General features: G+C 47.2%; 19 protein-coding genes. 9 read left to right on the forward strand and 10 right to left on the reverse strand.

Features of this window, described 5'->3' with window-relative positions:
- The first annotated feature begins 13 nt into the window (after positions 1-13).
- Entirely contained in the window at positions 14-769 is a 756-nt protein-coding gene (locus ACH3Y6_RS00920; protein WP_490833682.1) for an MBL fold metallo-hydrolase, read from the forward strand.
- 16 nt (positions 770-785) lie between these two features.
- Here ACH3Y6_RS00920 and ACH3Y6_RS00925 read toward each other — a convergent pair whose 3' ends face one another.
- The 3 genes from ACH3Y6_RS00925 to ACH3Y6_RS00935 are packed head-to-tail and all read right to left on the reverse strand — an operon-like array spanning position 786 to position 2517.
- Positions 786-1196 carry a hypothetical protein gene (locus ACH3Y6_RS00925; RefSeq protein WP_490833683.1) on the reverse strand — a complete coding sequence of 137 codons (411 nt, stop codon included), beginning with the start codon at positions 1194-1196 and terminating at the stop codon, positions 786-788.
- A complete protein-coding gene (locus ACH3Y6_RS00930) occupies positions 1193-1936 on the reverse strand; it encodes a hypothetical protein (RefSeq protein WP_490833684.1) in 744 nt (247 codons plus the stop codon). The genes ACH3Y6_RS00925 and ACH3Y6_RS00930 overlap by 4 nt, the downstream gene beginning before the upstream one ends.
- A 35-nt stretch (positions 1937-1971) precedes the next feature.
- Positions 1972-2517 (reverse strand): RNA polymerase sigma factor, encoded by a 546-nt coding sequence (locus tag ACH3Y6_RS00935; RefSeq protein ID WP_490833685.1) that lies wholly within the window; start codon positions 2515-2517, stop codon positions 1972-1974.
- 182 nt (positions 2518-2699) lie between these two features.
- On the opposite strand from ACH3Y6_RS00935, the gene ACH3Y6_RS00940 reads away from it, so the two are divergent.
- Positions 2700-5285, forward strand: coding sequence for a phosphoenolpyruvate carboxylase (locus tag ACH3Y6_RS00940; RefSeq protein WP_490833686.1), 2586 nt, complete (start codon positions 2700-2702; stop codon positions 5283-5285).
- A gap of 16 nt (positions 5286-5301) precedes the next feature.
- Here the strand turns inward: ACH3Y6_RS00940 and ACH3Y6_RS00945 are convergent, their stop codons facing one another.
- Positions 5302-5913 (reverse strand): DNA-3-methyladenine glycosylase family protein, encoded by a 612-nt coding sequence (locus tag ACH3Y6_RS00945; protein ID WP_490833687.1) that lies wholly within the window; start codon positions 5911-5913, stop codon positions 5302-5304.
- A 28-nt stretch (positions 5914-5941) separates the two neighbouring features.
- On the opposite strand from ACH3Y6_RS00945, the gene mnmC2 reads away from it, so the two are divergent.
- Complete coding sequence (gene mnmC2 / locus ACH3Y6_RS00950; RefSeq protein ID WP_490833688.1) at positions 5942-6607, forward strand: tRNA (5-methylaminomethyl-2-thiouridine)(34)-methyltransferase MnmC2; 666 nt, start codon at positions 5942-5944, stop codon at positions 6605-6607.
- Positions 6608-6724: 117 nt separating this feature from the next.
- The gene (locus ACH3Y6_RS00955; RefSeq protein WP_490833689.1) at positions 6725-7174 is read left to right on the forward strand and encodes a YybH family protein; all 450 of its coding nucleotides are present in this window, start codon (positions 6725-6727) and stop codon (positions 7172-7174) included.
- Positions 7175-7190: 16 nt separating this feature from the next.
- Here the strand turns inward: ACH3Y6_RS00955 and ACH3Y6_RS00960 are convergent, their stop codons facing one another.
- The 3 genes from ACH3Y6_RS00960 to ACH3Y6_RS00970 all read right to left on the reverse strand — a co-directional run bounded on the left by ACH3Y6_RS00960 (position 7191) and on the right by ACH3Y6_RS00970 (position 9068).
- Positions 7191-7592 carry a hypothetical protein gene (locus tag ACH3Y6_RS00960; protein ID WP_490833690.1) on the reverse strand — a complete coding sequence of 134 codons (402 nt, stop codon included), beginning with the start codon at positions 7590-7592 and terminating at the stop codon, positions 7191-7193.
- A gap of 86 nt (positions 7593-7678) precedes the next feature.
- Positions 7679-7909, reverse strand: coding sequence for a hypothetical protein (locus ACH3Y6_RS00965; RefSeq protein ID WP_490833691.1), 231 nt, complete (start codon positions 7907-7909; stop codon positions 7679-7681).
- Between the two features lie 187 nt (positions 7910-8096).
- Positions 8097-9068, reverse strand: a complete 972-nt coding sequence (locus tag ACH3Y6_RS00970) for a M23 family metallopeptidase (protein ID WP_490833692.1) — start codon at positions 9066-9068, stop codon at positions 8097-8099.
- A gap of 182 nt (positions 9069-9250) precedes the next feature.
- Here ACH3Y6_RS00970 and alaS point away from each other — a divergent pair, with 182 nt between their 5' ends.
- From alaS to ACH3Y6_RS00995, 5 genes are all read left to right on the forward strand, one after another.
- A complete protein-coding gene (gene alaS / locus ACH3Y6_RS00975; protein ID WP_490833693.1) occupies positions 9251-11869 on the forward strand; it encodes an alanine--tRNA ligase in 2619 nt (872 codons plus the stop codon).
- Positions 11870-12060: 191 nt separating this feature from the next.
- The gene (locus ACH3Y6_RS00980) at positions 12061-13029 is read left to right on the forward strand and encodes a PDZ domain-containing protein (RefSeq protein WP_490833694.1); all 969 of its coding nucleotides are present in this window, start codon (positions 12061-12063) and stop codon (positions 13027-13029) included.
- 199 nt (positions 13030-13228) lie between these two features.
- Complete coding sequence (locus ACH3Y6_RS00985; protein ID WP_490833695.1) at positions 13229-14209, forward strand: DUF1028 domain-containing protein; 981 nt, start codon at positions 13229-13231, stop codon at positions 14207-14209.
- A gap of 179 nt (positions 14210-14388) precedes the next feature.
- Positions 14389-15834 (forward strand): Asp-tRNA(Asn)/Glu-tRNA(Gln) amidotransferase subunit GatB, encoded by a 1446-nt coding sequence (gene gatB, locus ACH3Y6_RS00990; RefSeq protein ID WP_490833696.1) that lies wholly within the window; start codon positions 14389-14391, stop codon positions 15832-15834.
- Between the two features lie 52 nt (positions 15835-15886).
- Entirely contained in the window at positions 15887-17008 is a 1122-nt protein-coding gene (locus ACH3Y6_RS00995) for a redoxin domain-containing protein (RefSeq protein WP_490833697.1), read from the forward strand.
- A 438-nt stretch (positions 17009-17446) separates the two neighbouring features.
- Here ACH3Y6_RS00995 and ACH3Y6_RS01000 read toward each other — a convergent pair whose 3' ends face one another.
- The 3 genes from ACH3Y6_RS01000 to ACH3Y6_RS01010 all read right to left on the reverse strand — a co-directional run bounded on the left by ACH3Y6_RS01000 (position 17447) and on the right by ACH3Y6_RS01010 (position 23738).
- Positions 17447-18892 carry a RagB/SusD family nutrient uptake outer membrane protein gene (locus ACH3Y6_RS01000; protein ID WP_490833698.1) on the reverse strand — a complete coding sequence of 482 codons (1446 nt, stop codon included), beginning with the start codon at positions 18890-18892 and terminating at the stop codon, positions 17447-17449.
- A gap of 45 nt (positions 18893-18937) precedes the next feature.
- Positions 18938-22024 (reverse strand): SusC/RagA family TonB-linked outer membrane protein, encoded by a 3087-nt coding sequence (locus ACH3Y6_RS01005; RefSeq protein ID WP_490833699.1) that lies wholly within the window; start codon positions 22022-22024, stop codon positions 18938-18940.
- Positions 22025-22277: 253 nt separating this feature from the next.
- Positions 22278-23738, reverse strand: coding sequence for a RagB/SusD family nutrient uptake outer membrane protein (locus ACH3Y6_RS01010; protein WP_490833700.1), 1461 nt, complete (start codon positions 23736-23738; stop codon positions 22278-22280).
- Between the last annotated feature and the right edge of the window lie 16 nt (positions 23739-23754).

Here is a 23754-nt window from a genome sequence, read left to right on the forward strand (position 1 = left end):
TATCGGGCAATTCATGAAAATCATTCCGCTTTCAGAAGGCAGTTTCACCATCGACAAAACCAAAGTGTTTGTCCCTTTTGATACTTCATCCGAAGAACTCAACAATCGCCCTGTGGGCAGTTTACTCGTGGAAATACAGCCTTTTCTGGTCATCACCGAAAAAGATGTGATCCTGCTGGATACCGGATTGGGATACAATGACCGCAACGGCACTTTTCAATTACACCAGAACCTGTCAAAAGCAGGTATACAACCCTCTCAGGTAACCAAAGTGCTGATGAGTCATTTACACAAGGATCATGCAGGTGGTGTCACCATCAAACAGGAGAACGGTCACGACCGGTTCCTGAGTTTCCCTTATGCCACCTGGTACGTTCAGGAAAGAGAGTTTGCCTACGCCATGGAAGCAGGTTCTGCATCGTACCTCACCGAAGACTTTTCCATACTGGGCGAGTTCAGTAAAGTGGTCTGGCTCAGAGAAGATGAAGGCATGATCGATGGATATATCCGTTACCAGGTCACGGGAGCGCACAGCAAGTTCCACCAGGTATTCTGGATAGAAGAGAATGGACAAACGATTTTTTTTGGAGGCGACGTAGCACCACAGCTGCAACAGATGAAGAGCCGTTTTGTGGCCAAATACGATTTCGACGGAAAAAAAAGTATGGAACTGCGCCGGCAATGGTGGGAAGAAGGACAGGCCGGAAACTGGACCTTCTTATTTTACCACGATATCAAAAGTCCTGTCTGGCCCGAACAAAGAGGGTAAAGATAAATGTAAACTGTTATTGCTTGCGTGGCACTTTGTTTCTGCGCTGCTGTAATTCTTTCCGAACGGCGATCATAAAATCCCTGTCGACCGTAAGAGCCTTGTTTACCCGCTCATCCGTATTGAGTATCTTTTTGAATTCGGACCGGTATTTCTTACGAAGGTTCAGCATATCTTCTTCCATCGCCAGTACATCTTCTTTTTTGTTCTGCCGCAGTTTTCGCAGTTCAGCTGTATAGCCATAATATACCGGCCAGAACTTCTGTGCCTCCTCATTGGTCAGGGCCAGTTGTTTGGTAACAAAAGCCATTTTTAATCCGATGATATTCTGGGAGGCCGTTGCAGACGGAGCATCAGCCGGCTGCGCCTGCGTGGTGAATACCAGGCAGCAGATCAACAACAGGCTGTTAAAGATTTGTTTCATCATCTTTCCTCTTTCTCTGAAGTTACAGTTTCGTAAACTTCGGCATTTTCGGTAACATATTGTTTCAGTTCCTCATCACTTACGTTCTGAAGATGATTTTTCACTTCGGCCATATCTGCTTCGCTGGCCAGTTGCACGGTAGCTGGCGCAGCGGCAACATGTTCTGGATTATCCAGGTATTTCAGCAGGTCGGCCTCACTCACTTTATCCAGTTCGGATGACAGGTCAATAGACTGGTATTTGCCCTCTTCAATATTGGCTGGATTATCGGTAAACAGAAAGGCGCCGGTGATCAATACGCCGGCAAACACTGCTGCCGCTGCATACTGCATCCACCTGCGGGCAATGCGTAAACTGACCCGTTTGGCAGCAGGCTGCCCACGACGTGCATGCCGTGCCAGATCGGCCTGAACAAAATAATCTGCCGGGATCCCGTACACATTCTCTTTGCCGATGGTGCTGAGTAAAGGCGCTATCTCTTCCAGTTCAGACTTTATCTCGGTAGCACTTTGAATGGTTGTAAGAATACTGCCTGGCAACTGCTCAAAATAACCATCCGGCACTTCATACACAGGAACGGAAGCCTGGTTCAGCAAGGATTCTATACGGATCCTTTCCGCCATTGCATCAGCAAAAGAAGCAAAATACCCTTGGGGAACGGTATACAGCTCCTTAAGGCCAATTCCCGCCACCAGCGGTGCAATAGGGCTTAATTCCTCTGTGATATGTGCTCTGTTATCCATGTATTGCTGTTTTGACAGCCTCTTATCTGCAAAGTTTAATAATTCCTGATGAACTCCTCTATTTTACGGGCCGCGTGATGGTAGCTGGCCTTCAAAGCACCTTCACTGGTATCCAAGATACGGCTCATCTCCTGGTAAGGCATTTCATCATAATACCGGAGATTGAATACCACCCTTTGTTTTTCAGGCAATTGCTGTATCGCCACCTGCAAACGCCACTCCAGTTTATTGGCATCAAAATTACTGTCAGACCGCACTTTATTACTTAACCCCGCTTCTTCGGTATCCAAACTGATGGTGCCCCTCTTTTTCTGTTGCTCCAGGAATGTCAACCCTTCGTTGGTGGCAATACGGTATAACCAGGTGTACAGTTGACTGTCTTCCCGAAAATTTTCCAGCCCCTTCCAGACTTTAATAAAGACATTCTGCAAAACATCATTGGCATCATCATGATCCACCACCAGCCTGCGCACATGCCAGTACAATTTCTCCTGGTACTTTTTAATGATCGCCGTAAATGCCCTTTCCTTGGTTGCCGTCTGGTGAAACTGAAACAATAGCTCCTTATCGTCAGCGTGCATGCAGGTATTTTTATAAATATAACAAACGCCTGTTGGACTTCCAGAAACAAGTGAAGTTTAATCGATACGAGCCTGTTAACTAACGATCATTAGCTGAAAACATTGCTGCTATTGGCTTAAAGACGTTTTTTTGTTAGTACCATTTTCTGTAAAAGAAGTAACTTGGGCTTCGCAAGCAAATTATGCCCTCTTCTTTATATATCAACAATTTCAAAAGGAATGTAACAGACAAGTATACCATTTACAACAGTCTGTTTTCCGCCCTGCCCTTTTCCGGTATCGCCAACGTTGGTGCATTACTGCCTATTTTACTGCAAGCCTGTATGGAAGGTTATGCAGAGGGAAAGAGCCCGATGCAAATCATCGACCAGTTCTTTGAAAAGCATACCCACGTTAAGAAAGATGCTGAAAAGATCGACCGGCTCTTCAAATTCGTACAGTACATAGAGCGCCAGGTGGTATTGTTTGATGCCATTGAAGACGCTGCGTTCACTACCGTGAACGATATGGATGGTGCCGGAAGTCTGAAAGCCCTGTACAACGAAGCTGCTTTTGCGGGTAAAACACAGGCTTTAAAAAACAAACTCCGCAAATTCAAGGTTCGTGTAGTACTGACCGCTCACCCTACCCAGTTTTATCCGGGCAGCGTACTGGGTATTATTCATGATATGAGTGAAGCCATCGGCAAGAACGATTTTCATACCATTAACCAATATATCCAGCAACTGGGTATCACCCCCTTCTTTAATAAAAAACAGCCTACCCCTTACGATGAGGCGGTAAACCTGATGTGGTATCTCGAGAATGTACTGTATCAGTCTATCGGGAATATTTACAATCATATCGCCAGCGAGATCTTTGAGAGTGAATACGACAGCGACAACCCTTTTATTGAACTGGGCTTCTGGCCCGGTGGCGACCGCGACGGTAACCCCTATGTCAATGCAGCCACCACCTTACGGGTAGCTTCCGCATTACGCAGTGCCATTATCGTGTGTTATTACCGCGACGTCCGGAAACTGGCGCGCCGGCTTACTTTCAGCGGTGTAGACACGATGATCCACAGCCTGGAACAGCAGCTGTACGAGAATGTCTTCCGCCCTAACGAAAGCAATCATATCAGCAAACAGGAATTGCTGCAGCAACTTATGGCTATGCGCAAACTGGTGCAGGAGAAACACCATGGTCTATTCCTGCAACGGATAGACAGCCTGATCCATAAAGTAAAGATATTCGGAACCCATTTTGCGGGGCTTGATGTAAGGCAGGACAGCCGCATACACACCCAGGTACTGGTGGATATCAACACCACCCTGCAAAGCCAGGGACAACGCGGCATACTGCCGGCCAAATATGCCGGCCTCTCGCAGGAAGAGAAGATCAAAGTATTGTCTTCACTGGATATGAAACTGGATGTTCAGCTCTTCCCGAAAGGCATCACAAGGGATACGCTGGAAAGTATGTATGCCATACAGTCGATCCAGCAGATGAACGGGGAAGCCGGTTGCCACCGATACATCATCAGCAACTGCCAGAGTGCCGTGAATGTGATGGAAGTGTTTGCCCTGTTCCGTCTCTGTGGCTGGAAAGCAGAGCAGCTCAGCATCGACATCATCCCCCTGTTCGAAACCATCGATGACCTGCAGGAAGCAGAAAGCATCATGGAGTTCCTGTACACCCATCCTGTTTACAAACAACACCTGAAACAGCGTCACCAGCAACAGACCATCATGCTGGGCTTCAGCGACGGAACCAAAGATGGCGGCTACCTGCAGGCCAACTGGAGCATCTACACCGCCAAAGAGAACCTGACAGCCATTTCCCGTAAATACAATATAAAAGCCAAGTTTTTCGATGGCCGTGGCGGACCACCTTCGCGCGGGGGAGGCAAAACCAATAAATTCTATGCCTCACTCGGTACCAATATCGAGAACGAAGAGATACAGCTGACCGTTCAGGGACAAACGATCACATCCAATTTTGGAACCATCCAGTCATCACAATACAACCTGGAACAATTACTCAGTGCGGGGATCAGCAACGAGCTGTTCTCCGACAACCGTATGCTGTTATCGCAACACGACCGGTTCTTACTGGATGAATTGGGCAAACTGAGTTACGAAGCTTACCGCGATTTCAAAACACACCCGCTCTTTTTGGCTTACCTGCAGCAGTTCAGTCCGCTGAATTATTACAGTAAAAGCAATATTGCCAGTCGCCCTTCCAAACGCGGCAGTGGCGGCGGGCTCCGCTTTGAGGACCTGCGCGCGGTTCCTTTTGTTGGTAGCTGGAGCCAGTTGAAACAGAATGTACCCGGCTATTTTGGTGTAGGCACCGCCCTGCAACACATGAAGGATACAGGATTGTGGGAGGATGTAAAAGCCATGTTCCGAAACGTATTGTTTTTCCGGACACTGATCGATAACAGTATGATGAGTATGCTCAAATCATCTTTTGCGCTGACCCAGTACATACAGGAGGATCCGGAATACGGAGAGATCTGGAAGCTTATCAAAAAAGAGTTCGATCTTACAGCAACACTGGTACTGGAGTTATCAGACAGCACACAGCTGATGCAGGACGATAAGACCGGCCGGGCTTCCATTCAGATGCGCGATAAGATCGTATTGCCGCTGTTGACCATCCAGCAATATGCATTACACCAACTGCACAAAACAGAAGCAGATGCGACCACAAAGGAAATTTATGAGAAACTGATCACACGCAGCATGTTCGGTATCATCAATGCTGCGCGGAACTCGGCATAAGGAATGCTGTGGTGATTTATGACTGGGTATCCGGTTTGTTATCCTTCCACCCCCATAAGTGCAGGCAGGCATAGGTTCTGTAGGGGCTCCATTTGGCAGACAGTTTCAGCATTTTGGCTTTCATTTCCTTTTTATCGGAGGGGTCGATGCGGTAAAGTTTGCACATGGCCTGTTGTATGCCCAGGTCATCCACTGCAAATACATCTTCACGCCCCAGGGTAAACATCAGCAGCATTTCAACCGACCATTGACCAATACCTTTGATCTGAACCAAGAGATCAATAATATCCTCGTTGCTCATGGCCAGTAGTTTTTTATCGGTGATCTTATGTTCGATGCAGAAAGCGGCCACATTATGCACATAACTCACTTTGGCATTACTCAATCCGATGGAGCGGAGTGTTTCGGCGGGAGTATCCAGCACCTGCTGTGGTTTGGGTTCCTTGCCCTTATACAGTTCCAGGAAACGTTTAAAGATCACTTTGGCCACTTTGGTACTCAGCTGCTGGCTGATGATGCTGGCCATGATGCGGACAGGAATATTGGGATGCAGCTTCAGCTCATGTACTTCCTCACCAAGGATCTTCGCCAGCTTTTTATCTTTCTGCAGATGTGTCAGGTACTCCATGCGGGTAAGTTAAGTATTTTGCAAAGCCATGCAAAGAGAAATTAGACCAACGGCAGACGGCTCGCATACCATTGCCATACCCGGGATGGATGTGACCTATCATAGTCACCACGGAGCTATTGGCGAAAGCAGGCATGTATTCATAGAAGCGGGTCTCCGTCCATTGCTGGCAGCAAGACCCCATCAACCCCTGCATGTTTTTGAAATGGGCATGGGAACCGGTTTGAACGCCTTACTTACCTTGCAGGAAGCCCGCATGCAGCAATACCCTATCCGGTACACGACTGTGGAGTTATACCCATTGACTACAGATGAGATCTCGCAAATCAATTACGGAACGCTGCTGCAATGCCAGGAAGATTTTATATCCATCCACAAAGCTGAATGGGAAACAGCAATCAGGCTGCATCCTTTTTTCACTATCCGCAAATTCAAAACATCCCTGCTGACACTGGAAAAAAAAGACCGGTTTGACTGTATCTATTTTGATGCTTTCTCCCCCACCCACCAACCGGAACTCTGGACAGAAGCTGTTTTTTCAAAACTGTATCAAATGCTCTCGCCAGGAGGTATACTGGTCACCTATTGCAGCAAATCGGTTGTTCGAAAAGCCATGATGGCAGCAGGTCTCACCGTTGAAAAGATCCCCGGTCCCTGGGGCAAACGCGAAATGGTAAGAGCAGGCAGGAAATGAACCAATTAACAAATTCGCGAATGATGGATTAACGGGTTGAAACAATCCGAAAAATCGCTAATTCATTATCTGCCAATCTTTATATTTTGTAGCTTACCTAAATAATCGCCATACACCATGCAACGCCATCTAACCAGTGTAACCCTTTTAACCTTTTTAACCACTTTAACCCTTCTAACCTTCACCACCGCCTCTGCACAGCATACCAACGAACAGACCATCCGCGCCATACTCAACAGGCAAACCACCGAATGGAACAAAGGCAATATCGAAGGATTTATGAAAGGGTATTGGAACAGCGACAGTCTTTTGTTTGTGGGAAAGAGCGGTCCCAAATATGGTTACCGGACCACACTCGAAAATTACCGAAAAAGTTATCCGGATACCACGGTAATGGGCAAGCTTCAATTTACTGTCCTGAAAGTGGAAGCTCTTTCTCCCGACTGCTACTTTGTATTAGGCAAATGGCAACTGACCAGGTCCATTGGTGATGTGGGTGGTCATTATACACTGATCTTCCGCAAGATCCGTGGTGAGTGGGTGATCGTATCCGACCACAGCAGTTAGCAAAGCAGGGGAATATTCAGACAGGTAACTGTTCCGCTCTCGCCATTTGCGATCCCATCAGCCCGGCAAAAACAAAGTGTCCGCAGAACACACCTACTACGGATGAAAAGATATCTAGGTAATCAAACGTCCTTCCAAATACCGGGATCAGTTGCAGGTATTCATTGATGATGACCAGCAAAAGACCGAATGAACAGGTAAAGCTCAGATCGCGGGTCGTCTGCAAGCGAAAATAACGCTGAAAAAACCAACAAGCCCCGAAAGGTAACAGGAAGGATCCTATCAGGTTAGGCGCAAATCCCACCAATGGTTTCAGCGCAGGAGGAATAGGTACCAGCGGCCTGATGATGAATTTGATGGTCCAGATAAGCAAAGTACCCAGGATCACCACCCGCCTGGAAATATGCTTCAGGTACATGCGAAATGGTTTCTCACCTGAAAGTAACGAAAACCCTACGCACTTGATTTACTGCTGTAGATTATTTTACAGGCGGCCCGAAGGGACTAATCTTCAAAATGAAGCGGTTTACGCCATAAACGGATCACCCACCAGAGATAAACGGCAAGGCTGGCTATAAACCAGAGATAGAAAATAATATTGCCCAAACGCAGGTGATCATGTACAAATGCCAGGTCGTACATGATGCCTGCCGTAGAATTGATGGCCATCCATAGCAATCCCAGTGACATCGTATTCACAATCCGTAGCATATATTCCCTGATACCTGGTTCCATAAAATAAGGTTGACAATTAATTACAAGTCAGACCGATTATTGTTGTCAAAGAAGTGTCTGCCGGCAGGGCAAACGCATCTAAATTTTTGAAGCAGTCGCTCGGCTCCGCCGAGTGACGCCTATCCCCGGGCTTCCAGCCTAAAAGTCAAAAAGCTGCAATACCCGTCCCCCCCAAAGCATAGAAAGATTAGTCAAAACTCTGGTTGCTGGCAGCTGCCAGTTTCAGGATGCGGTCGAACTGTGCAGGCGTAAGATCATTATAGAAATAATAGATCGGATCAACCGGTATACCACCCCTGTGCACTTCATAATGACAGTGCGGTGCCGTACTTTTTCCGGAATTGCCTACATAACCGATCACTTCACCACGTTTAACAGTTTCACCCACCCTTGCTTTGATCCGAACCATGTGCCCATACAGGGTCTCATATCCAAAACCATGCGAGATCACTACCCGGTTTCCATAACCGCCCGTATTATAGCCCGCATCTTTCACACGACCATCGGCCGTGGCATAAATAGGCGTACCCATCGGCGCACTAAAATCCAATCCCAGGTGTGCCCGCCGGTCTTTATATACAGGGTCAATACGATATCCGAAGCCAGAAGCTATCCGGTTCAGGTTCTTGTTACTGATGGGCTGTATGGAAGGCGTGGCCGCCAGTAGTTTTTCTTTGTTCTTCACCAGGTTACCGATCTCATCGAAAGATTTCACCTGGTAGGCGGTTCGCATAGACAGGTTATTCAGCTGTGCTGCGATGCTTTCAACCAGTTCGGACTCACCCATGCTTTGTACCAGTTTCACCTCTTTTTTCAGTTCAATATCCTTGATACGTGCACTGTCAGGAATTGGCTCGGCCCCGAAGATGGACCGGTAAACCCCATTGTCGCGGTTCTCGATCTCATTCATTTTCAGTTCCAGCTGTTTCAGCCGTTCCATGAAAACGCTGTAATTATTGCTCAGGTCCTCATTCTGCTGGCGCAGGTATTTTTCTTTTGGAGAGTCGATATAGCGGAAAGCAATGGCAAAAATAATAGCACCGGTAACAATGGAAGCGGCAATGAATCCGATCAACTGTAATAACCGCACCCGCAGGGGAACTTCCAGTTTCTCGTACCGGAGGGTATGGGTATTATAGTAGTATTTGACCTTTTTCATTAGCGATCCTGCTTGGGGGATGTATGGATGGGTCGTGGATCACGGATAAATGCCGTTCTGCCCTATGATTCAAGCCTCACGATTCACCGTTTCACGCCCCGATTCCTTACCTTTGATGCCCTTAAAAAGCTTCCAAATATAGTTTCTAACGCCCTAACAATTTGTTTAAAATTTTCAGATAGATGATGACCAGTGCCGAAATACGTCAGAAATTCCTGGATTTTTTTGCCTCCAAAGGCCACCAGATCGTGCCCTCAGCACCCATCGTGGTGAAAAATGACCCTACCCTGCTCTTCACCAATGCAGGCATGAACCAGTTTAAAGACTATTTCCTGGGTAACAAAAAAGCTTCCAGCCCCCGTATCGCCGACACGCAGAAATGTTTGCGCGTAAGCGGAAAACACAACGACCTGGAAGAAGTGGGTGTGGATACCTACCACCATACCATGTTCGAAATGCTGGGTAACTGGAGTTTTGGCGATTATTTCAAAGCCGAAGCCATAGCCTGGAGCTGGGAACTGCTGACCGAAGTATACAAACTGGATAAAGACCGTTTATATGTGACCATTTTCCAGGGCGATGAAAAAGAGAACCTGCCCAAAGATGAAGAGGCTTTTACCGAATGGAAAAAAGTGATCGCGGAAGACCGGATCTTACCGGGTAACAAAAAAGACAATTTCTGGGAAATGGGCGATACGGGCCCCTGCGGTCCCTGTACCGAGATACACGTGGATTGCCGCAGTGATGAGGAACGGAAAAAAGTGGATGGCAAGACACTCGTAAACAATGATCATCCGCAGGTGATCGAGATCTGGAACAACGTATTTATGCAGTTCAACCGCCTGAAAGACGGCAGTCTGCAGCCCTTACCCGCCCAACACGTGGATACCGGTATGGGTTTTGAACGGTTGGTGCGCGTGATCCAGGGCAAACAAAGCAATTACGATACCGATGTGTTCACCGGTACCATAGAAGCCACAGAAAAGATCACGGGGAAAAAATACGATTACGGCGACAGCAAAGAAGCCATCGCCTTCCGGGTACTGGCCGATCATATCCGTGCCATTGCCTTTGCCATTGCAGACGGGCAATTGCCCTCCAATAACGGCGCAGGTTATGTAATCAGGCGTATCCTGAGAAGGGCAGTACGGTATTACTATTCATACCTCGATTACAAACAACCCCTGTTGTTCCAGCTGATGCCCTTGCTGGCCAGGCAGTTTGAGCAGGTATTCCCGGAACTCCACAAACAACTCGATTTCGTAAGTAAAGTGGTGAAGGAAGAAGAAGACGCTTTCCTGAAAACACTGGATAAAGGATTGAAACGCATCGATGATATCATTGCGCAATCCAAAGAACAGATCGAAGGCAAAGCGGCATTTGAATTATTCGACACTTTCGGTTTCCCCATTGACCTTACCCGGCTCATCGCTTCAGAGAACCGGCTCACCATTGATGAGAAGGGTTTTGAAGCAGAGATGCAGCAACAGAAAGACCGCAGCCGTGCAGCAGGAACCGTTGACACCGAAGACTGGGTGGTGATAACCGATACAACCCTGAATGAATTTGTCGGTTATGATTCTCTTGAGATCAGGAGTAAAGTAACCAGGTACCGGAAAGTAAAGGCCAAAGGCAAAGAAGCCTACCAACTGGTGCTCGAAGCCACCCCTTTCTATGCAGAAAGCGGCGGACAGGTAGGTGATACCGGAACACTTGATTTTGATGGCGAACAGGTCGAAGTGACGGATACCAAAAAAGAGAACAACCTGATCATTCATTTCACAGCAACACTGCCTGCAAACATACAGCTGCCGGTAATGGCCAGGGTGAACAGCAGCAAACGCCATGCTACCGCCATACACCATAGCGCCACCCATTTACTGCACGCCGCCTTACGCAAAGTGCTGGGCACACACGTGGCACAAAAAGGAAGCCTGGTGAACGAGGAGCAGCTTCGTTTCGACTTCTCACATTTTGCCAAAGTCAGTGATGAAGAGATCACACAGATCGAAGCCATCGTGAATGAAAAGATACGTGAGAATATTCCCGTATACATCACCGAAATGAGTAAGGAAGATGCCATTGCCATGGGCGCCATGGCTTTGTTTGGCGAAAAATACGGAGACCTGGTACGCGTAGTGGTGATGGACAAGAACTATTCCATCGAACTCTGTGGAGGTACACATGTAGGATATACCGGCGAATTGGGTTTCTTCAAGATCAAACACGAATCTGCAGTAGCCGCTGGTGTGCGCAGGATAGAAGCCGTAAGCGGAAAAGCAGCAGAATCGCTGATACACGAACAGTTTGAACAGATGCGCCTGATCCGCGAAGCACTCAAAAATCCGAAAGAGATCAGCAGAGCCGTAGAAGCGTTACAGTCTGACAACAGCGAACTGAGAAAACGCATTGAGAGCCTGGAAGCCAAACAGTTACTCGTAACCAAAAAAGAACTGCTGGAGCGTACAGAAAACATACAAGGCATTAATTTCCTGGGTGCTGTAGTGGAAGTAAGCAGTGCAGATAACCTGAAGAAACTCTGTTTCGAAATAAAAACAGCCCTTACCGATTATGTGGTGGTACTGGCTGCCAATGTAGATGGCAAAGCGCAAGTGGCCATTCTCCTGGACGAAGCAGTGAGTGCAACCAAAAACCTGGAAGCGCCAAAGATCATCAAGGAGCAGGTGGCCGGCCTGATCAAGGGCGGCGGCGGCGGACAAAAAACGCTGGCCACGGCCGGTGGACAGGATGCCTCCAACCTGCCAGCTGTGATCGAAAAAGTCAAATCCTTACTGGCTTAATACCTTTTACAGCCACAGTTGTCTAGTGATCTGTCTGACATGACAACTGTGGCTGTTTATTCTCCACACCCTGCTTATTACCCCCATCGGAAAATCATTAACCATTTTTAACATTTCCGAATTGTTTCGTATTTGACAAATCTCCTACATTTGATCTACCAATAAATTCGTACATCTAAAATATAGGTACCATGAACAAGAAATTAGTATTCCTTTTCCTGCTGATCACCGGTTTTGCTATGGCAGGTCAGGCACAAAGCAAAGAATCGCCTAAAACCAGTAAAGAAAAAACCATCACGATCCGCAAAAAAGGTGACAGCAAAGAAAAGATGACCATCGTAGTGGATGGTGACAAGATTACAGTGAACGGCAAACCGCTGGAAGAGTTGAAAGACTCCGATGTGCAGGTATTCCGGAACGATCATTTCCGTGAATTGATGCCGCAGATCAGGAAACACCTGGCGCCACTGGGCAGCCTGAAGATGATGGGGGATGATTTCCCGTTTACCGTTAACCGTGCCTTCCTGGGTGTAGCAACCGAAAAGAACGAGAAAGGAGCCAGGATCACTTCCGTGGAGAAAGAAACGGCCGCTGAAAAAATAGGATTACAAAAAGATGATATCATCACCAAAGTAGGTGACACCGCCATTGAAGGAAGCGAAGGTCTGTTTGAAGCTATTGGCAAATACAAGCCGGAAGACAAAGTGACCATCACCTATCTACGCGATGGTAAAACCCATACAGCTACCGCCACACTGGGTAAGGCCAAAATGCCGAACGTGCAAGCCTTCAGGATCGACGGCGATAATTTCCATTTCAATATGCCAGATATGCCTCGCCTGAACGATCGTAATTTCCGCTTCGATTTCAATGATAGCCGGAAACCGAGGCTGGGACTGGGTATACAGGACCTGGCAGAAGGAAAAGGAGTAAAAGTGCTGAACGTGGATGAAGATACGCCCGCTGCCAAAGCCGGCCTGCAAAAAGACGATATCATCACCGAGATCGATGGCTCAGCAGTAAACTCAGTAGATGAACTGAAGAATAAAACCAAAGACTTAAAAGAAGGCAGCAGCCTGACCGTCACTTTTCTTCGCTCGGGTAAAACTCAATCCGCAACCGTTACCCTACCCAAAAAATTGAAAACAGCTGAACTATAGGTTACCGATTTACTGTATCCCCGGCCTCAAATGGATTGCCGGTCTACAGCTTGTTTATTTTCTCATGTTACCGACCGTGCTATTCTTAGCGCGGTTTTTATTTGTCTTTCCGGCAGACTGAAAAAAAAATTCCGGGCTGCTGATCGTTCTTTTCGGTGATTGCCGCTGCCTCACTAACTTTAATGCTCAACCCTAACTCATGAAGAACATATTGCTTAGTGCTTTTCTGTTATCCGCAATGCTGTCCAATGCCCAGGTATACTCGTCCAAACAGCCCCTGGTACACACGTATTCCATCGTGGCCAGGGATGAAAAAACAGGTGAGATGGCCGTAGGTGTGCAGAGTCACTGGTTCAGCGTAGGCACATCCGTTCCCTGGGCAGAAGCAGGGGTGGGCGTGGTTGCCACACAATCCTTTGTAGATAAATCATATGGGCCAAAGGCGCTGGCTTTATTAAAAAAAGGATATACCGCCCAACAGGCGCTCGACAGTCTCACCAAAGCCGATCCGGGCAGGGAAGTGCGCCAGGTAGCCATCATTGATAACAAGGGTAATGTGGCAGCACATACCGGTAAGAACTGCATACAAGTGGCCAATCACATCAAAGGGACCCATTATAGCGTACAAAGCAATATGATGCTGGGCGATCAGGTTTGTGCATTCATGTCCCGGTCATTTGAACAATCAGCCGGTAAACCACTGGCAGAAAGGGTTTTGCTGGCACTGGAAGCCGCCCAGAAAGCAGGTGGCGATATCCGGGGTATGCAGGCTGCCGCCATAGTGGTGGTGCCCGGCACCGAAACAGATAGCTGGAACAATAAATCGGTGGATATACGGGTAGACGATGCCCCCCAACCCCTCCAGGAACTCAGACGTCTCTATACGGTACATATCGCCTATGAACACATGAACCGTGGCGATCTGGCCGTAGAAAAAAACGATATGACCAAAGCCATGAACGAGTACCAGGCCGCTATGAAACTTTTTCCTGCCAACCTGGAAATGCAGTACTGGACGGCCATTACCCTGGCCAATAACCAACAGCTTGCCAAGGCCCTGCCCATGCTGAAAACAATTTTTGCGAAAGACAGGAACTGGAAAGAGCTTACCCGCCGCCTGCCACCTGTTGGTCTGCTGACGGTAACAGCCGGAGATCTGCAAAAGATACTGTCTTTATAACAGATAACGGTAATTAAGAGAATCGTACCCTCAATCCCCGTAATCATCAGGGTATGATAGTTGTATACCTTTCAGGCTGGAAGCCTGGGGATAAGCGTCACTCGGCGGAGCCGAGCGACTGCTCCGGAATCCTACAAACAATCCGCGAAATCAGCGATTAGGGCTATTTTTGCCACAACATGTCATGGAACGATAAATATGAGGCCGTTATTGGCCTGGAAGTACACGCACAGCTGGCCACCAACAGTAAATTGTTCTGTGGCGACAGTACCGCTTTCGGCGCAGCACCTAACACGCATATCAGTCCCATCACCATGGGCCACCCCGGCACTTTACCCAAGACCAATAAAAAAGCCGTGGAGTATGCCATCAGACTGGGGCTTGCCTGCGGCTGCAAGATAGAGAAGGACAACTATTTTGCCCGGAAGAATTATTTCTATCCCGATCTTCCCAAGGGATACCAGATATCACAGCATACAACACCCATCTGTAAGGGTGGGCAGGTGACTATACAAACACCCAACGGCGAAAGGCAGGTACAGCTGAACCGGATACATATGGAAGAAGATGCCGGAAAAAGCATCCATGATCTGGATGAAAATTTTACCTGTATCGACCTGAACCGTGCCGGCACGCCCCTGGTTGAGATCGTTACGGAACCCGATATTTTTTCGGCGGATGAAGCCTGGTCATATGTTACCGAAATACGCCGCCTTGTTCGCTGGATCGGCATCTGCGACGGCAATATGGAAGAAGGCAGCCTCCGATGCGATGCCAATGTTTCCATACGTCTGAAGGGCGAAACCAAATTGGGCACCAAAGTAGAAGTGAAGAATCTGAATTCGATCCGTAACGTAAAAAAAGCCATCGAATACGAAATTGCAAGAATGGTGGAGCTGGTAGAAAACGGCGGCAAAGTACAGCAACAGACCCGTAGTTTTGATGCGGCCACCGATACCACATTCGCTATCCGCGATAAGGAAGAAGCCAATGATTACCGCTATTTTCCTGATCCCGACCTCGCCCCTTTTCACCTGACGGATACATTCATCCATAACATTGCTGCCGCATTACCGGCATTACCCGCTGATCTGAAGAAAAAATACCAATCTGATTTGGGGTTGAGCGCTTACGATGCCGGACAATTATGTGATGAGAAAGAAACCACAGATTTTTTTGCATCGGTCATTGAACATACCCGGCAATACAAAGCCGTTGCCAACTGGGTACTGGGCCCCATTCGCCAATACCTGAACGAACATGGCATCGGTTTTGCAGAAATGAAACTGCCCCCTGCCCTGCTGGCCGAACTCATACAACTGGTTGACGATGGTAAGGTTAGCTTTTCAATAGCGTCTTCTAAAATATTACCGGCTGTTATTGCCGGTGAAGGTGCGCCACTGGCAATTGCAGAAACGCTGAACCTGCTGCAGGTAAGTGATACAAACGAACTGGAAACCTGGGTAAATGATGCACTGGAAAGCATGCCGGATAAAGTGGCCGAATACCGAAAAAGTAAAAAGGGACTGATCGGGCTGTTTGTAGGTGAGGTGAAAAAACGCAGTAAAGGCAAGGCTGATCCAAAACTGGTAACACAACTGCTGGAGCAGAAACTGAATCAATAATCCGCTGGCTTTTCAACCCATCAAGGGTAAGGTGGAATCAAATAAACAACGCATGAAAAAACTACTATTTATTCTTGTCGCATTGGTCACCCTGAACGCCTGCCAGGAAAAAAAATATGGCGCCTTCACTGTCAGTGGTAAAATTGACAATGCCTCCGGTAAGAAAATATTTCTGCAGGAGCTTCCATTTGGTGGCCAGCAACCCGTTATCCTGGATTCCGGCACACTGAAATCAAGTGGGACTTTTACACTGCGCGGAATGGGCAAAGAAGAAGGTCTTTACCGTCTGGTCATTGAAAACGGTCCGGATGTGTTACTGGTCAACGATGGCAAAAGCATCAAACTGGAAATGGATGTGAACAATTACCGGGCCTATAAACTGGAAGGGTCCCCCGCCAGTGAAAGCCTGCACACCCTGTTTGAAGAGTATCGCAGCAAGGATTCTGCACTCTACCAAACTTTCATGCAACTGGATTCGCTGCAGAAACAAAATGCCGGCGATAGTGTCATGAACCTTCTACACGGCAAACGCGACGCGCAGATCAAAGAAATGAATACAATGGTGTCGGGTTATATCAATCAATCCAATAGTGCCGCTGCGCGTTATTATGCACTGGGCATGGCTTCCCGAACCATGGGTCAGCAAGAAGTACTGGCATTGGCCAATGCCTCTTTTGATAAATTCAAGGACCATAGCGGATTGGCCAAGATCAAGAGTCTGCTCACCGTTCAGCAGCCTGCTGCACCAAAATATGCGCTGCTCAACCAGCAGGCCCCGGAGATCAGCCTGCCGGATGTAAATGGTAAAACATTCCAGCTCAGCAGCCTGAGAGGCAAATATGTGCTGGTTGACTTCTGGGCAAGCTGGTGTGGTCCCTGCCGTAAAGAAAACCCGAATGTGGTAGCCGCTTACAACAAATTCAAGGATAAGAATTTCACCATCCTTGGTGTTTCACTCGACAAAGAGAAAGCCGATTGGGAGAAAGCGATCAAGGACGATAATCTGACCTGGACCCATGTAAGCGATCTGAAACAATGGGAGAGCAGTATGGTTCCACTCTACCAGTTCGATGGCATCCCCTTTAATGTGCTGATTGATCCCCAGGGTAAGATCATTGCTACCGGTTTACGGGGAGAAGAACTGGAGAGAAAACTCGCCGAAGTATTGAAATAACACAAAAGCATCCTTCATATACAGATTAACAACGCCCATATAAACAATATATATGGGCGTTGTTATTGCTTGGTTTAAAACAACTGGTAAAGCCATCCATCAGCTGCTCTCAGGAGCAATAGGGTCATGATACCTGCTTCTCATCCAAAATCATGTATCAGCCCTGGTGTTTAGATTTCTATATGAATGATCCTGTGTATTACCCGACTGTATTTAACATGTGGGTACCAGAGGAATGTAGGCCCCTGGAAAAGGCAGAAGATCTATTGCCTTACATATTTCCTCCTGTCAATTCAATATAACCAATTCACCGGCCCTGATCAGGTAGCAGGAGCTTGCTTATGCGTCCCGGTAATTGCATCGCACCCTGATAACAGCAAATAAAAAAGGGACCGTATCATAGATACGGTCCCTTTTGAAAATATAAACTGGTTACTATTAATTGTATCCAGGGTTCTGCTGAATCTGAGGATTCGCTTTGATCTCAGGATCAGGGATAGGTAACAGGAATCGGTAGTTGCCGGCGGCAAGTGTTTGAGCAGCTGCATTAGGTGCGTCTGCTGCCAGCCTGGAAACAGGGAGATTTCTTCTCTTCAGATCCCAGAAACGATGGCCTTCATACGCCAGTTCTTTGTAACGCTCAGTCATGATCGCATCGATCAGGTCAGCTTTGGTAGCAAAGGTCTGTGCGGTATAACCATTGATACGCACTGCACGCAATGCATTCAGGTCGTTAGCTGCTCCTGCGAGATCACCGGTTTCAGCTTTGGCTTCTGCACGGATCAGGTACATTTCTGCAGTACGCATTACTTTCTGGTTGGCTACGTTCTCAGCAGCTGTTCCGTAAGCTGTACCGGCATATTTGCTGATCAAACGGGTAGAAGAGCGGGCACCACCTGCCAGCAGGGGCTCATCTTTAAAGTAAGCGGCAAAACGGATATCGTTCACTTTATCATAGCTATCCCAAATTTTATCGGACGGTCTCCAGGTGATGGTACCGATGTTAGATGCACTTGCAGAAGTACCTCTGAACAGTGATCCCATACGAGAAGTAGAAGTGGTACGAACGATCTGGAAAGCCTGTTCTGCTTTGTTAGCATCGGTCCAGATACCTGGGAAGTTAGCCAATGACGCCAGTGGAACTGCATTGATATATTCAGTGCTGAACGTGATCGCGTCATTGTACTCTTTCAGGTACAGGGCAACACGGGCCTGCATACCAGAAACGGCAGCAGCAGTAGCACGAGATACATCAGTCAGCGCTGTTGGCAGCAGTGGTTTTGCCGCAGCCAGGTCAGCTTTCAACTTCTGCATGTAAGTAGACACGTTGATACGTGGGTAAGAATTCAAAGAAGGACTTTCCATATATGCCATGGCGAGATCGGTACCAACAGCACTGTTGCTGTAGAAACGGTATAACTCAAAATGGCTATACGCACGCAGGAACAGAGCTTCTCCCTTAAGTTTAATCCTCAACGCTTCATCAGCGGCAGTTGCAGCAGCTGAAGCGGTTGATGCGGTCGCATTAGGCAAAGCTGCCAGAACACGGTTAGCACGGTCAATAACACGGTAATACAGGTTAAATGCTGTGAAATTATCGCGCAGACCTACGTCAGCAGGTCCGTACTGCCATTCGTGAGTGGTGGCCGCATTGTAGAAGTCAGCAACACGTACTTCATCAGCAAATGTGGCATTCAGTAACACGGGCATCTCGATACTAAGGGCTGCATAAGCTCCAACAGTGCCCTGTTCGCAGTTGGTCACAGTTTTATAGGCGACATCTCCGCCGATAAAATCCGTCTCTTTTACGTCCAGCACCTTCTGACAACCAGTAGAGATTGCGAAGACACCAGCTAAGAGGTAGAGAAATTTATTTCTTTTCATTGTTTGATTTTTTAGTTCTTGAAACAGAATACGCTACAATTCAGATTAGAAATTGATATCCAGACCTACTACAAAGTATTTCGGATTTGGATATTCATTCAGACTGATGTTGTTGTTGTCTTCAGGATCAAGACCTTTCCATGGACTCCAGATAGCCAGATTCTGCGCCTGGATATAGAAGCGGGAAGATTTGATCAACACGGTTCCGGCAGCTGTTTTCAACTGTGGAATCTGATATGACAGTGTTACATTTCTGAGTCGCATAAACTTAGCATCCCAAAGATCAGATGAAGTAAAGCCCCTGTCATATACAGATGCCTGGAATTGTTTCACATCGCCAGGTTTGGTCCACTGCCCTGTAATCAGGTCTTTTGACGCACGAACTGACTGGTGATACCCTGGAGTACCGCGGGTAATCCAGTTGTATGTGTTATCATAGCGCCATACATCAAACTGGTATGAGAACAGAGTAGAAAGACTGAATGCTTTATATCGCAGGTCAATGGTAAAACCACCCTGGTTAACAGGCAGGTAACTTCCGAATGCGAACTGACCAGCTTTACCGATATCGAAGGTTTCAGATTTGCCATCGGCCATCAGGTAACGAGGCTGACCAGTGGCAGGATCTGCACCCAGATATTTATAAGTATAAGCAGACCCAAATGGAATACCTTTTCTGATAATAGAAGTACCGGTTACGTATTCAGATACCAGACCCAGGTCTTCAATTTTGTTGTAGTTGATATTATGGTTTACACCCAAAGTCAACAACACATCTTTTGATTTAACCACATCCACTGAAGCAGTGATATCAAGACCTTTGTTCCGCATCTTACCAGCATTGATCGCCAGCGGACCATTGCTGAATCCTGAAGTACCGGAGATAGGCTGGTTCACGAACAGGTCGATGGTTCTCTGTAAGTAGGCATCAATGCTGAAACGTGCACGATTTTTCCAGATGGCAAAATCAACACCGATATTGTACTTCTGTACTTTTTCAATGCGCAGGTTGGGGTTACCCGGAGTAGCAGGAGCCAGACCTGTAATCGGAGAACCTACATAGGTAGTGGTTCCGAAAGTTGGGATCTGTGTACCCTGATAGTTGGTAACGCCACCCAGTGGATAACCATAGCTGGATGTACTTACAGAACCAATATTAGGAACGATACCATAGCTGGCACGAACTTTCAGGTCTGTAAAGAATGACTGGTTACGCATGAAGTCTTCCTGCATTGCGTTCCAGGTAGCACCGGCAGCCCATGTAGTGATCTCTCTGTTATCGAGGTTCACGATACGAGAGGTTCCATCACGACGGATATTGGCAGTAATGGTGTACTTGTTGCTGAAGGTATAACGCAGAGTACCAAAGAAAGAGCGGATACCAAATCCACTTTTTGCACTGGAAGAGTTCTGCGGATAAGTAGAGGCTCCATTGGTAGGTAAGGAACCTGCACCCTGACCGGTTTCAGTCAATCTTGGATCCAGGTTGTACAGGGTCAAGCCCAGACCTTTCTGGTATCCACGTACGGTTTCAAAGTAAGCACCTACTTCTACATCATGCATATTATTGTAACGCTTGCTGTACACCAGGCTGGTAGTATTGATCAGCTGGCTGGTTACGTTGGCAGCTTCCTGAGCCAGACCAGACTGGAATGTCTGCAGAGAACCAATGTATGAGTTCGCATTGATATAACGGCTATCCATACTGCTGTTCACATCGATACCCAGGCGATTGCTCAGGGTCAGGCTGGGGAGGATCTTATATCCAACGTTCAGACCGGCATTGATCTTGATCTGGTTGCTTCTGCGGGAAGAATTCTGCATACCCTCCAACAGGTTAGCGATCTGCTTCAATGCCAGCGGAGAACTTGAACCCCAGTTCAGGCTACCATCCGCTTTATAAGGATTTTCATAGGTTTTCGCACGATAGGTCATCTGGAATGGGTTACGTGGGCTGTTTCCATACACATCACCTTCCGCATAACTGTTCAGAGAATAACCTACAGTCGAGTTCAATTGAACAAACAGCTTATCGGCTGTATGGTCAATGTTGAAACGTACGGTATAACGTTTCAGATAAGAATTCAAGTCAATACCTTGCTGGTTGAATACGCCACCCGAAACAAAGTAACGGGTCTTTTCTGTACCACCGGACATGTTCATTTCATAAGTCTGGGAGATACCCTGACGATAGAAAATGTCTGTGTAGTTAACATCAATACCACCGATACTATCCAGCATACGCTGTTTAGTGGCAGCTGTCATACCAGCAGGAATAGCAGGATTCAGCGGAGAATATACCCAACCTGGAGTGCTGGGGATCTTTTCACGCTCTTCATACTGCAGCATCTCTTTGGTACTCATCAGGTTCAGGCGAGAGAAGTCAGGCTTCTGTGTGAAACCGAACTGGGTCCTGAACTGGAAATTATTTGCACCAGCCTTACCTTTTTTGGTTGTGATTACAATTACACCCAAACCACCACGGGCACCATACAATGCGGATGCACTTGCATCTTTCAATACGGTCACAGATTCGAAATCATTGGGATTCAGGGTAGCAAAGTCACCTGCTGGCAAAGGAATACCATCCAATACATACAGCGGTTGTGCACCTGCTGCCTGTACAGAAGAGATACCACGAATGGTTACGTTAGCAGTAGCACCTGGCTGACCGGAACCTGAGTTAACCAGTACACCTGGAGCACGGCCCTGCAACGCCTGGTCGAAAGAACCCACAGGAACAGTTTCGATGGCTTTGCTGCTAATAAGACTGGAAGCACCGGTAAAGCTACTCTTCTTTTCACGGGAGTAACCGGTTACCACCACTTCTTCCAGATTATCTGTGGCAGCTTTCATGGAAACGTTTATAGCGCCATTTCCAATAGCAATTTCCTGCTGGGCAAAACCCAGAGAACGAATCACCAGCGTTTTGGCTGACGAGGGAACATTCAGGCTAAAAGTACCATCTGCGCCGGAATTTGTTCCGATTGTGGTTCCTTTAACGAGAATAGAAGCACCTGCAAGGGAAGCACCTTTATCGTCGGTGATTTTTCCTCTCACTGTGCGCGTTTGTGCAGCAAGTTGGGTAACTAATGCCAACACAAATACGAGAACTGTGCATAGTTTTCTCATAATTCAGTTTTTAGTTTAGGGGTCGCAAATTAATTAAAGAAAGAATAACATAACGCTTAAAGACAGGATTATGTTGCCGAATGCTGCAATTTCCAAAAAATACCTGCATTTTTTATCAAATAATTAAAAAATCAACTGATTATCAGCACATTATTCATAACAAAAAAAGTCCCCAGCCAGTTTATTAGCCGGGGACCCGGAAAAAGAAAGATAAATAAGCTGTTCGTCCCGAGAGGGACACATATGAATAAAATTAATTATCCTTACACAGCGGGTTCAGCAATAATTCGTCTGAAGAAATCGGCCAGATATACTGCTGACCAGTGTTCGGGATAGCACTTACACCTGGTTTTGCAGGCAATGGCAGACCCAAACGGGTAATATCGGTACCACGTAATCCCTCACCCAGCAGTTCGATCCTTCTTTCAATCATGATCTGGTCTGCCAAAGCGGTAGAACTGGCAAAATCAGCCACAGTGAATATGGTGGTAGCATCCGACCTTCCGCGTACGGCATTCAGCAGGGCAATGGCCTGTGCATCCACGGTATTGGTAGAACGAACCCTCGCTTCTGCCAGGTTCAGCAGTACTTCCGCATAACGAATCACCGGAGCATAGTCGATAAAGGTAGAAGGAACACTATACTTGGTCAGGTAGGTTTTACTACCGAAAGCCTGCACAAAACTGCGGCGCTTATCGGTAGCTTTCCAGCCGGTGTTGGAAATGATGCCGGTTGACAACAAAGAATATTCACCATTACCACCATTAAAAGCAGAAGGTCCATAATAATAGCCTAACTGATTCTGGGTACCCGGTGTTTCATTGCTGGCAAAAGGCATGGACAGGATTGACTCGGTAGTCGTGTACGGTGCCTTGAAAATATTGGTATAATCCGCCTGTAATGCATGGTTCACGCCAGTTGTTGCCGTGAAAGGAGCCGTTGCGCTAACGATCTTGTTAGCTTCGGTGATCACTTCCGCATATTTACCCATACTCAGGTAAACCCTTGTTTTCAAAGCAATGGCAGTATTCCTGTGTGCACGGGTGGTGTTCAACAGGGCAGATGCATTGGTAAGCGGCAGGTTCTGCTCTGCAAAAGTCAGATCAGCAAGTATCTGCGTATATACTTCCGCAACAGTAGCACGGGCCAGCGCATAATCGCCTGAACCGGTGTTACCTTTTAAACGCAGGGGCACGCCTGGTTTGCTGCCATTACCGTCCCAGTAAGGACGGGCATATAACTGCAGCAATGAATAATAGCTCATGGCACGCAACAAACGGGCTTCAGCCACAAAGTTGCCGGAAAGCGTGGCTCCTACCACATTGGTTCCCTTGGCAGCCATACCATCAATGAACACATTGGCCAGGTTGATCACATAATAGGCACGTGACCAGTGGTTCAATACGCTATTGGTTGAACTGTTACTGGGTGTATAATTCCAGATATCAAATCCGGTAACTACGTTGGTACGGTCGTTGGAGAACTCCTCACCACGGATATCATTAAATATCTGGTAACGGCCGCCATACATACCGGCATTCTTGATAGACGCGTAGATGGCCCTTACCTGTCCCTCGATTCTGTCCTTGCTGTCAAAAGCCGTTTCAGCAGAAATCGAATTCGTGGGAACCGGATTCAGGTATTCATCTTTGGCGCACGATGCAAACTGCATTCCCAATGCAGCCAGCACAATATATAAAAGGTTTTTTTTCATTTTCTTGAATTAAACT

This window comes from Sediminibacterium sp. FW305-C-269, assembly GCF_058231045.1.